Source organism: Marinobacterium jannaschii DSM 6295 (genome assembly GCF_000620085.1).
Taxonomy (GTDB): Bacteria; Pseudomonadota; Gammaproteobacteria; order Pseudomonadales; family Balneatricaceae; genus Pontibacterium; species Pontibacterium jannaschii.
This window is the reverse complement of sequence record NZ_JHVJ01000032.1, coordinates 49,902-60,529: the sequence shown is the minus strand read 5'-3', so window position 1 is coordinate 60,529 and position 10,628 is coordinate 49,902. Positions and strand designations below refer to the sequence as shown.

At 54.3% G+C, this 10,628-nt stretch carries 10 protein-coding genes; 4 read left to right on the top strand and 6 right to left on the bottom strand.

The window, feature by feature from the left end:
- Nucleotides 1-289, bottom strand: a 289-nt coding sequence (locus tag Q354_RS0114550; protein ID WP_027858245.1) for an IS3 family transposase, incomplete at its 3' end; no start/stop codon positions are given.
- Nucleotides 290-449: 160 nt separating this feature from the next.
- On the opposite strand from Q354_RS0114550, the gene Q354_RS0114545 reads away from it, so the two are divergent.
- Nucleotides 450-764, top strand: coding sequence for a carboxymuconolactone decarboxylase family protein (locus tag Q354_RS0114545; RefSeq protein ID WP_036229986.1), 315 nt, complete (start codon nucleotides 450-452; stop codon nucleotides 762-764).
- A 3-nt stretch (nucleotides 765-767) separates the two neighbouring features.
- On the opposite strand, the gene tsaA is transcribed toward Q354_RS0114545, so the two are convergent.
- Nucleotides 768-1,493: a tRNA (N6-threonylcarbamoyladenosine(37)-N6)-methyltransferase TrmO gene (gene tsaA / locus Q354_RS0114540; protein WP_027858243.1), complete on the bottom strand. Its 726-nt coding sequence runs from the start codon at nucleotides 1,491-1,493 to the stop codon at nucleotides 768-770.
- A gap of 184 nt (nucleotides 1,494-1,677) precedes the next feature.
- Here tsaA and Q354_RS0114535 point away from each other — a divergent pair, with 184 nt between their 5' ends.
- The 3 genes from Q354_RS0114535 (at nucleotide 1,678) to Q354_RS0114525 (ending at nucleotide 5,211) form a co-directional block, all read left to right on the top strand.
- Nucleotides 1,678-2,067 (top strand): DUF6627 family protein, encoded by a 390-nt coding sequence (locus Q354_RS0114535; protein WP_027858242.1) that lies wholly within the window; start codon nucleotides 1,678-1,680, stop codon nucleotides 2,065-2,067.
- Nucleotides 2,068-3,102 (top strand): PA2778 family cysteine peptidase, encoded by a 1,035-nt coding sequence (locus Q354_RS27485; protein ID WP_051560164.1) that lies wholly within the window; start codon nucleotides 2,068-2,070, stop codon nucleotides 3,100-3,102.
- Nucleotides 3,103-3,222: 120 nt separating this feature from the next.
- A complete protein-coding gene (locus Q354_RS0114525) occupies nucleotides 3,223-5,211 on the top strand; it encodes a methyl-accepting chemotaxis protein (RefSeq protein ID WP_084332616.1) in 1,989 nt (662 codons plus the stop codon).
- Between the two features lie 69 nt (nucleotides 5,212-5,280).
- On the opposite strand, the gene Q354_RS0114520 is transcribed toward Q354_RS0114525, so the two are convergent.
- From Q354_RS0114520 to Q354_RS0114505, 4 genes are all read right to left on the bottom strand, one after another.
- Complete coding sequence (locus Q354_RS0114520; RefSeq protein ID WP_027858240.1) at nucleotides 5,281-6,966, bottom strand: AMP-binding protein; 1,686 nt, start codon at nucleotides 6,964-6,966, stop codon at nucleotides 5,281-5,283.
- A 100-nt stretch (nucleotides 6,967-7,066) separates the two neighbouring features.
- Nucleotides 7,067-7,648, bottom strand: coding sequence for a peroxidase-related enzyme (locus Q354_RS0114515; protein ID WP_051560163.1), 582 nt, complete (start codon nucleotides 7,646-7,648; stop codon nucleotides 7,067-7,069).
- Between the two features lie 76 nt (nucleotides 7,649-7,724).
- On the bottom strand, nucleotides 7,725-8,630 hold the full coding sequence (locus Q354_RS0114510) for a hydroxymethylglutaryl-CoA lyase (RefSeq protein ID WP_027858238.1): 906 nt from the start codon (nucleotides 8,628-8,630) through the stop codon (nucleotides 7,725-7,727).
- Nucleotides 8,630-10,624, bottom strand: a complete 1,995-nt coding sequence (locus tag Q354_RS0114505; RefSeq protein ID WP_027858237.1) for an acetyl/propionyl/methylcrotonyl-CoA carboxylase subunit alpha — start codon at nucleotides 10,622-10,624, stop codon at nucleotides 8,630-8,632. The genes Q354_RS0114510 and Q354_RS0114505 overlap by 1 nt, the downstream gene beginning before the upstream one ends.
- Nucleotides 10,625-10,628: the final 4 nt, after the last annotated feature.

Here is a 10,628-nt window from a genome sequence, read left to right as displayed (position 1 = left end):
GCAAACGCTCATCTTCCAGCTCTCGCTCTAAGCGTTTGATCTTCTGGGCGGGTGTTTCCTTGGCTTTCGGTGAGTGAGGCATCGTGCGTCCTTTCGATTGAGACCAATCAAGCTTACCGTGTTTACGTAACCAGTTAAGTACCGTACTGCGTCCTTGGATGCCGTAGATCCTTTGGGCCTGTTTATAGGTCATATCGCCTTTTTCTACCGCCGCGACAACCTGCAATTTAAAGCCCATTGTGTAGTCACGCTGTGTGCGCTTTTGGCGGGTAGGTCTAGAGGTGTCCATTATAGGTCTCCAATGTGTAAACCTATTTCAGGACGGGACAGTCATGTAGCAGAAAAGGGCATCCGTATGGATGCCCTTTTTGTTTTTGTGGCTTTGCACACCGGATGGCAGCGGATCGGAATGCTGACTAAGGTAAAGTGAAAGTCTGCGGAGAATAACGATGTCAAAAATTCCGGTGAAACAATACCTGAAGCAGCAGCAACGTAACCCGGAACTGTTCAAAGCGCTCGAGCAGTTAGGCGAAAAGACGAAACAGGCGGGGCCGCTGGATGAGCGCCAGGCTCAGTTGATTCAGCTGGCCGCAGCGGCGGCTATTCGCTCAGAGGGCGCGGTGCACAGTCATGCAAGACGGGCGCTGGAAGCTGGCGCAACAGAGGAGGAGCTTTATCACACCCTGTTACTGCTGATCAGTACCATTGGCTTGCCGGCTGTGATGGCTGCAGTCAGCTGGTTGGATGACCTGCAGCAGCGTTAAGACTCAGTCTGGCTCGACCCAGTCCGTTTCGACAGACACTACCCGTACCTGTTCGTTAGCGACCTGCCAGCGGATGTTCAGGTCATAGAGATTGATCCCATACTCCCGGTCATTATTTTCGCGGGCGTATCCGGGACGGGGATCGCATAACAATACTTCTGCTATCTGATCATGAATCGGCTGGCCGTGTTGCTTTTGCCAGGCTTTGAGTTCGATGTCTGCCTGCTCTGAAAAGACAACAGGATAATCAAGTTTCTCGCGGGAGCTGGCGAGCGGATAATGAGCCTCAGGTAAGCAGTCAGAGCCTGGCAGATAAGGCTTAATATCCAGAATCGGCGTGCCATCGAGCAGGTCGGCGCCGCTGACTTCCAGTGTCACCTTTCCACCCGATGTATGTACGGCTTCCAGTTTGACCGGAGATAAGCCTATCGGGTTTGGCCGGTGAGGGGTACGGGTGGCAAATACCCCCAGCCGTGTTTTCCCGCCCATACGGGGCGGCCGTACAGTCGGCTTCCAGCCTTCGTCCATTGTGGCGCTGAAGACAAAAACCAGCCATATATGGCTGCATTGTTCCAGCCCCCTGACTGCTTCGGCTGAGGCTATATCTGGCATAAACTCAATGAAAGAACGCAGACTTCCGGTCATACCGGGCTGGTGCGGAATACCAAATTTCTGGACGTAGGCGCTACGCACCACGGCGATGGGAGAGAGGGTCAGGGAATCGGTCACAGTTTCAACACGTGAGGCTATAAAATTCCGGCGAGTATAACACTATTTTTAAGGGAAGCCGCTTCCGGATGGAGGCCTGACAAGCGCCTCTGAAGAGACCTTTGTAATCAATCGGTATCGTGGTGGCAGTAGTCAGCCTCTCCTATACTTAGCAGCGTTGTGGGCACAACCATGAGGATAGGGTATGAACATCATTGTCAGACGCTGTTTTGTGCTGATACTCGTGTTTTCCATGGCATTTCTGCCACTGTCACCGGCCGTGGCAGCACTTGTCTCCACCCCGGAGCTGGTTCAGTTACAGTCAGATGAGGCTGATCGATCTCGACTGATCGAGAGATTACAGAGCCAGGCCCTGGCCAGCCAGCTTGAGGCCTATGGTATTGATCCGCAACTGGCGCAGGATCGGGTTCGGTTTATGACCAGTGCTGAAGTGGCTATGCTGAATCAGAAACTCGATCAGTTGCCAGCTGGGCAGGGAATCGGCGGACTGATTGTTTTTCTCTTCTTGGTGTTTGTGATCACTGATGCCATAGGTGCAACAGATGTATTTACCTTTGTAAGGCCTGTTCGCTAAATGCAGCGAGCACCTCTGTCTCAGGTCCGACGGGTATTCGCCATAGCCTTTATCGTATTCTCAGGCGGCTGCGGGTCGCTCGATCCGAAAGGGCTCGAATCCTTTAAGGCAGGTCCCGGCGAAAGCAAAACTGAAATCACCGGGGTGCCGTTCTTCCCTCAGGAAACCAACCAGTGTGGTCCGGCGTCTCTGGCGTCGGTGCTTAGTTATCAGGGCATTCAGGTTACAGCTGCCGAGCTGAAGTCAGTGCTGTTTCTGCCCGGAAGGGAGGGGACGTTACAGATCGATATGATGGCCACGGCACGACGCTTTGGCACAGTACCTTATCCTCTGCAGCCATCCTGGGATGCCCTGCAGAAAGAGGTAGCGGCGGGCCATCCTGTCCTGGTACTGCAGAACCTGGCATTCGACTGGTGGCCGCAATGGCACTACGCCATCGTGATCGGTTTTAACCGGGATAACCGAACTGTGATCCTGCGCTCAGGTAATAATCGCCGGTACGTTTTAGCCTTATCTACCTTTCTGAATACCTGGAGTCGATCCGGGCACTGGGCCCTGGTCATATTGCCACCGGGCAAGGCGCCCGTTTCACTGTCTGCCAGCCAGGTTGTTGCCGGCATATTACCGCTGGAGCCGCGTCAGGCCGATGTAGCGCTGGAGGCGTACCGTATGCTGGCAAACAGCCATCCCGCCGAGTCACTGTATGCTATTGCGTCAGGAAACCTGCTATTGAGTCTGGGCCGGATTGGCGAGGCGGTGCGGGCATACCGTATGGGACTTGATCAATCACCAGAGGAGCCTGTGCTATGGAATAATCTTGCCTGGGGGCTGAATGAAGCCGGATGCCTGGCTGCTGCGCGGCGCATCCTGCTGCGGGGACTGAAGTTGAACCCGTTTGACCTCAATTTGCAAAAAAGCCTGAAGGAATTAGAAATGCAGCCGATAGACCTGAGGTCGAATATAAATGATTTCACCTGTCCCCGTCTCGTTTCTAATGGAATAGGAAAAATGCATGAATCACCCGGAAAGGATTGATTTCTATCATAGCCGGAATGTATTTGTTTCAGTTTCTCTGGTCAGTATCGGTAAGAACTGTTACAAACCGCACGGTCTGTGCGCCCGAGTCGGGTTTGAGAAGTAAGGAAATACCGATCTATGGACTTCGTGAGAAATTTGCCGATACGGCACAAGCTGTTTTTAATGGTCTGCCTGCCACTTCTGCTGGCGGCAGTATTTATAGGTCAGGGCATATGGCTGAGCTACGGTCAGTATTCTGATCTGAAAAAGGCTGAATCGCTTGGCTATATTGCGGTAAAGGCCAATAACCTTGTCCATGAGCTACAGAAAGAACGTGGGATTTCCGCCGGTTATCTTGCTTCTGACGGAACTCAGTTTCAGGCTAAGTTGCAGGGGCAGCGTCAGCTGGCGGCTAAGAAGCGAGAGGAGTTTGTTGCGGCACTGAATCAAGTGTCCGTTGAGGAGTATTCTGTTGAGCTAAATGACCGGATCTCCCGGATTAACCGCAAACTGGCCCGTTTAAACGATATGCGCCGTACGGTGAGTAGCCGCCAGGTTGAGACCAGCGCAATGCTGAGCTTCTATTCTGGTCTGATTGCCGATGCTTTTCAGCTTACATCCTCTTTGGCAACCTATGTGGAAGACCCGGCGATCGGAAACCAGGCCGCGGCCTATCTCTACTTCCTGGAAAGCAAAGAACGCGCGGGACTTGAACGGGCAGTGCTCAGCGCTGCCTTTGCGCGGGACAGCTTTACCCCCACACTCTATAAGCGTTTCATCGAACTGTTGACTGAGCAGCAAAGCTATCTGAAAGTTTTTTCGGATTTTGCTGACAAGGCGTCTGTAACAATCCTAGAGCAAAAACTCAAAGGAAATAGTATCGATGAAGTGAACCGGTTGCGCACGCTGGCGTTGAGCAAGCAGCAGGGCTTTGATACCCAGCCTTCCTATTGGTTCGAAATGGCAACGGGGCGTATTGAAAAGCTCAAGCAAGTTGAGAACAGCCTGTCAGATCGCCTGAGTGCATCGATTATTGCGGCTGAACAAAGCCTGTTCGGCACATTTATTACCCTGATTCTGACCGCGCTGATTGGCGGGGGCATTACGCTGGGTATCGGCTCCTACCTGCAGGCGTTTCTTTCTCGCCAGATTCTGTCTGTCTCCACCGCGATGTCCGAGGTACGTAACAATTCGGATCTGACCGTTACGGTCGAGTCGATGGGTAAGGATGAGCTGGGCCAGCTTGCCAATGACTTCAACGGTATGGTCGATCACCTGCAGCAGCTGACACGCAGTGTTTCCGGCGCAGGCCTGCGTCTTTCGCAGATGGTAGGGGATATGCATACGGTGGTTACTACCGTGAATAACGAAGTGCAGTCCGGCCTGGGACAGACGGATATGGTTGCCGCTGCGATCAATGAAATGGAAAGTTCGGTACAGGAAGTTGCCCAGAACTGTGCGAATGCTGCAGATCAATCCAGTACTGCAAACAGCGCAGCTATGCAGGGTGAAAAGTACGTTGAGATCGCCAATGGTTCGATGGATCAGCTGGCCAGCGATATTGATCGTGCGATGTCTGTAATACAGCGCGTGGCTGCGGACAGTGAAGAGATTGGCTCTGTTCTGGATGTCATTCGCGGTGTCGCCGAGCAAACTAACCTGCTGGCATTGAATGCTGCGATCGAAGCCGCCAGGGCGGGTGAGCAGGGACGCGGATTTGCGGTCGTTGCAGATGAAGTCCGTAGCCTGGCGCATAAGACCTCGGAGTCGACCAGTAAAATTCAGGCGATGATTGAGCAGCTCCAGAGCGGCAGCCGTGATGCTGTTGAAGCGATGGAAGGCAGCCACCAGCGGACGGCCGAAACCTTGGAGAACTTCGGCAATATTCTCGAACAGCTCAGCCTGATTACCCATCAGGCAGCGCGGGTTAACGATATGAACCTTCAGAATGCTGCTGCCACGGAAGAGCAGTCCGCCACGGTGGATGAGATAAATCGCAATGTGATGGACATTCAGCAGCGCTATCACAGCTCTAATGAGAGCGTCAGTCATCTCAATGCTACGGCAATTGAGATCGACTCTCTGGCATCTACGCTCAGCGCAGAGGTCAGTCAGTTCAAAACCTGAGCTGATTCAGAAGTAAAAAACGCCAGCGATCAAGCTGGCGTTTTTGTTTTCAGGTACTGCCGGTATTGCTTAGTCTTCCAGTCCCAGCTCCTGAATGGAGATTTCACGCATCTTGAATTTCTGGATCTTGCCCGTCACTGTCATTGGGTAGTCTTCCACAAATTTGAAGTAACGCGGGATCTTAAAGTGCGTGATTTTTCCTTTGCAGAATGCGCGCAAATCGTCTGCGGTTACGTCGCCGGCATCCGGGGCCAGCTTAACCCAGGCAACCAGTTCCTCGCCGTATTTCTGATCCGGTACACCGGTGACCTGCACATCAGAGATGGACGGGTGGGTGTAGAGGAATTCCTCAATCTCCTTAGGGTATACGTTCTCGCCACCACGGATGACCATGTCCTTGATGCGACCAACGATCTGGATATAGCCCTCTGCATCCATCGTGGCCAGATCGCCGGTGTGCATCCAGCCGGAGCTGTCGATCGCGCCCTGGGTCGCTTCTTCATTGTTCCAGTACTTCAGCATCACGCTGTAGCCGCGGGTGCACAGTTCGCCAATCTCACCGCGGGCAACGATGTTGCCGCTGGCGGGGTCGACGATCTTGGTTTCCAGATGGGGTTGGGTGCGACCAACGGTTGTTACGCGTTTCTCAAACGGATCATCGGCGGCTGTCTGAGTGGAAACCGGACTGGTTTCCGTCATGCCGTAGGCGATCTGCACTTCCTGCATATGCATTTTGCCGTTTACTGACTTCATCACTTCTGCCGGACAGATAGAGCCTGCCATGATGCCGGTGCGCAGGCTGGACACGTCATACTCGGCAAAGTTCGGGTGGTCCAGTTCGGCGATGAACATTGTCGGCACGCCATACAGTGCGGTCGCGCGTTCCTCGGCAACGGTCTGAAGTACATTCTCCGGCTCAAAGCCTTCATCCGGGTAGATCATGGTTGCACCGTGCGTCATGCAGCCAAGATTGCCCATTACCATGCCGAAACAGTGATAGAGCGGTACCGGAATAACCAGGCGGTCCTGATCGGTGAACTTCATGCTTTCTGCTACGAAGAAGCCGTTATTAAGGATATTGTGGTGGGAGAGGGTGGCGCCTTTCGGGAAGCCGGTGGTGCCTGAGGTGTACTGGATATTGATCGGGTCATCAAACTGAAGTTCAGACTGCAGCCGCACCAGCTGTGAGCTGTCTACCTGATCGGCCATCGAAACAAAATCCGTCCAGCGATACATGCCCGGGTAAGATTCCTGCGCCAGATTAATCACGCTGTTCAGATGCGGTAGCTTTTCAGACTCAAGTCGCCCGGCCTCGCACTGCTGTAGCTCGGGGGCCAGCTCCTGCAGCATCGCGGTGTAATTGGAACTCTTGAAGCTGTCTGCCGTAACCAGGCAGCGAGCCTCTGACTGGTTCAGGGCATACTCCAGCTCGTGCAGACGGTAGGCAGGATTGATATTCACCAGAATGGCACCGATCTTCGCGGTGGCAAACTGGGTGATAGTCCACTGGCTGCTGTTAGGGGACCACATACCGACGCGATCACCGCGTTTAATACCGATGGCCAGAAAGGCGCGGGCAGCTCGGTCGACCTCGGTCTTCAGGTCGCGATAGGTCCAGCGGATTCCCTGATGACGTACGACCAGTGCTTCATTGTCGGGATAGGTCGCTGCGATCTCGTCAAATTTATCACCAATGGTCATACCGATCAGTGGTTGGTTGCTGACTCCACTGGTGTAGCTCGGGCGATTACTCATGGTTATTGACCCCATATTTGTGTTGTCATCTCTACCGGCATTCCCGCCGGTAAATTTGTTATTTTTATTTCCGACTACCGTTGCTGATTTTGTTTATACGTTAACGGTGTCTGGCGTGATATTCAGGATTTGGCTGCATATCGACGGCTGCAGCAACCCGGTTGGTCATATTGTAGAAACCGGCAACATTGGCGATATCCCAGATATCGTTGTCACTGAAGCCGGCATCTCTGAGCGTCTGGCGATCGTCTTCAGCCATTTGTGCCGGCGTTTCTGTCATTTTTATGGCGAAATCGAGCATCAGGCGATGACGTTCGGAAAGTTCAGCGACGCGATAGTTCATGACCATCAGTTCACCCAGTTTCGGGTCTTCAGACAGTTCACGTACGGCGGCGCCGTGGGCAACCTGGCAGTAGTAGCACTGGTTAGATGATGAGACGGCGACGGCGATCATCTCCTTCTCCAGCACTGAAAGGCCACTTTCGCCCATCATCAGTTCGTTATACAGGCGGGAAAAGGCGTCCAGCAGTACCGGGTTATGGCTGTATGCCTTAAGCACATTGGGGACCAGCCCCAGCTTCTCTTCGCAGATCGCAAAATACTTCTGGAATTCTGGCGGCAACTGATCGGTGGTTGGTGTGTTCAGGTCCAGTGCGGTCAGGTATTCGGGTTGTGACTTCATGTTCAGCCTCTGGTTATTCTTTTTATTGCAGAGGGCCCGGCACAGAGATGGTTCTGATACCGGGCGGGATCTCTTTTTACGCTTCGCAGCCAAGGGCCATGGCAACTTTTGAACCGTTACTCCGGCCAAGCTGGCGGGTGATCCAGTGTCCGGTCCGGGCCAGTTTATCAAGATCAATGCCGCTACTGATATTCAACCCATTGAGCATGTAAACCACATCCTCAGTAGCAACGTTGCCTGAGGCGCCTTTGGCGTACGGGCAGCCGCCCAGACCGGCGGTGGACGTATCCACCACGGCAAGCCCCTCTTCAAGCACGGCGTATATATTTGCCAGCGCCTGGCCGTAGGTATCGTGAAAGTGGGCTGCCAGTCGGTGTATCTCTACCTCTGCGGCAACAGCTTCCAGCATCTTTTTGGCTTTAAGTGGTGTGCCGACGCCGATGGTGTCACCGAGAGAGATCTCGTAACAGCCCATATCGATCAGTTCCCGGCTAACGGCCGCAACCTGTTGCGGTGAAATATCACCGGCATAGGGGCAGCCAAGCACGGTTGAGACATAGCCGCGTACAGGAATGTTCTCAGACCGGGCCAGCTCGACGACCGGCAAAAAACGATCAAGGCTCTCACGAATGGAGCAGTTGATGTTTTTCTGCGTGAACTCCTCAGATGCAGCGCTGAACACTGCGACTTCATCGACCCCGGCACGAAGCGCGTTTTCCATTCCGCGAAGGTTAGGCGTCAGCGCGGAGTAGGTCACACCCTTCTTACGCTCTATGGCCGCGAGAACTTCAGTGCCATCTGCCATCTGAGGTACCCACTTCGGCGAGACAAAGCTGGCGGCTTCGATATGGCTGAGGCCGGCATCGCTGAGCCTGTTAATCAGCTCGACCTTGACCTCTGTGGCAATGATCTGGCCAGGCTCGTTCTGCAAGCCATCACGGGGGCCGACTTCGACAATCCGGACATGATCTGGCAGGGCCATCAGGCGGCCTCCTCATCATTCTGTTCCAGTGCAATCAACTCGGCGCCTTCGCTGACCAGTTCACCCTCCTTAAAGAAGATCTCGCCCACTGTACCGTCGGCAGGTGCCTTAATGCTGTGCTCCATTTTCATGGCTTCCATCACCACCAGGGTGTCTCCGGCGCTGACTTGCTGGCCCTTCTCGACAAGCACGGCAACGACGGCGCCGTTCATCGGAGCGCACAGCGAGGCATCGGCGTCGTGATCACCGGCGTCAAAGCTCTCACTGAAGCGGTTACAGATAAACTGCTCGCCTTCGTGGAACAGGGTAAGACGACCTTCGTCTATATGGCAGTGAACGGTAAGGCTATGGCCATTGATCACCACAGAGAGGGCATCGTCGCATACGCTGGCCCGGATATCATATCGGGCGTCATCGATTGCGACATCGTATCCGGTGGTGGTTTCGGTGATATTCAGTTCACAGATCTCACCGTCGTGCTCCAGCTTGAATGGCCGCACCCGAGTTGAATTCAGGCGCCAGCTGTTATGACGGCCGAACGGGCTGTGTGGGTCGCCACTGCTGCTGTGCTGGCGCTTCTGTTGCTCCATGAAGTAGCAGGCGGCCATTGCCAGCCCATAGTGAACATCAAGGTGAGGCTGAGGAAACAACAATGCCTGATGTTTATCGATAAATCCGGTATCCAGCTGTTGCTGCTTGAAGGGCTGGGCGTTTGCCAGGTTGCGCAGGAAGCGCACATTGGTTTTAAGCCCGGCGATGCGGTATTCCTCCAGCGCTTTCACCATGCGTGAAATGGCTGCTTCCCGGCTATCGTCCCATACGATCAGCTTGGCGATCATCGGATCGTAGTAGACGCTGACTTCGTCGCCTTCAGTAACACCCGTATCGACCCGTACATGGGTATTCTCCTGTGGTGTCCGGAGATACCTCAGAGTACCGGTTGCCGGCAAGAAGTCGTTGTCCGGGTCTTCGGCATAGATACGCGCTTCTAGTGAATGACCGGTGATTCTGACCTGATCCTGAGCCAGGGGCAGCTCCTGCCCGGCGGCAATTTTCAGCTGCCACTCGACCAGGTCCTGGCCGGTGATCATCTCGGTAACCGGGTGTTCGACCTGCAGGCGGGTGTTCATCTCCATAAAGTAGAACGAACCGTCGACGTCGTAGAGAAATTCAACGGTACCGGCACCGACGTAGTCGATCGCCTGTGCGGCGCGGACGGCGGCTTCACCCATAGCGCGACGGGTTTCTTCGCTCAGGCCCGGCGCCGGGGCTTCCTCGATCACCTTCTGGTGACGGCGCTGTACTGAACAGTCACGCTCGGCCAGGTAGACACCGTTACCCAGGCTGTCGCAGAACACCTGGATTTCAACGTGACGCGGCTGAGTCAGGTATTTCTCGATCAGCATATCGGGATTGCCGAAAGCGTTTTTGGCTTCCCGGCAGGCAGACTCAAGTGCTTCATCAAATTCGGTCAGATTCTCGACGACCCGCATACCTTTACCGCCACCACCTGCGACCGCCTTAAGCAGCAGCGGGAAGCCACAGTTCTCCGCTTCTTTTTTCAGCAGGGCAGGGGACTGGTCCGCACCGTGATAGCCCGGTACCAGCGGGACATTGGCGTGAGACATAATCTCTTTGGCTGCTGATTTAGAGCCCATAGAGGCGATTGCTGAAGCCGGGGGGCCGATAAAGACGATACCGTTCTCTTCACAGGCTTTGGCAAAGCCGGTGTTTTCGGACAGGAAGCCATAGCCGGGATGCACAGCCTGTGCGCCGGACTGTTTGCATATCTCGATAATCCGGTCGGCACGCAGATAGCTTTCACTGCTGGGTGCAGGCCCCAGCAGGAAGGCTTCGTCGGCCATGGCGACATGACGCGCATTGGCATCGGCTTCGGAGTAAACGGCGACACACTTGATGCCAAGACGATGGGCTGTCTGGATAACCCGGCAGGCGATCTCGCCCCTATTTGCAATCAGAATTTTGCTAAACATGATC

What these genes read in the sequence shown, in the direction of transcription:
- Q354_RS0114545 (WP_036229986.1), top strand. Translation starts at nt 450, where the DNA reads ATGTCAAAAATTCCGGTGAAACAATACCTGAAGCAGCAGCAACGTAAC.
- Q354_RS0114535 (WP_027858242.1), top strand. Translation starts at nt 1,678, where the DNA reads ATGAACATCATTGTCAGACGCTGTTTTGTGCTGATACTCGTGTTTTCC.
- Q354_RS27485 (WP_051560164.1), top strand. Translation starts at nt 2,068, where the DNA reads ATGCAGCGAGCACCTCTGTCTCAGGTCCGACGGGTATTCGCCATAGCC.
- Q354_RS0114525 (WP_084332616.1), top strand. Translation starts at nt 3,223, where the DNA reads ATGGACTTCGTGAGAAATTTGCCGATACGGCACAAGCTGTTTTTAATG.
- Q354_RS0114520 (WP_027858240.1), bottom strand. Translation starts at nt 6,966, where the DNA reads ATGAGTAATCGCCCGAGCTACACCAGTGGAGTCAGCAACCAACCACTG.
- Q354_RS0114515 (WP_051560163.1), bottom strand. Translation starts at nt 7,648, where the DNA reads ATGAAGTCACAACCCGAATACCTGACCGCACTGGACCTGAACACACCA.
- Q354_RS0114510 (WP_027858238.1), bottom strand. Translation starts at nt 8,630, where the DNA reads ATGGCCCTGCCAGATCATGTCCGGATTGTCGAAGTCGGCCCCCGTGAT.
- Q354_RS0114505 (WP_027858237.1), bottom strand. Translation starts at nt 10,624, where the DNA reads ATGTTTAGCAAAATTCTGATTGCAAATAGGGGCGAGATCGCCTGCCGG.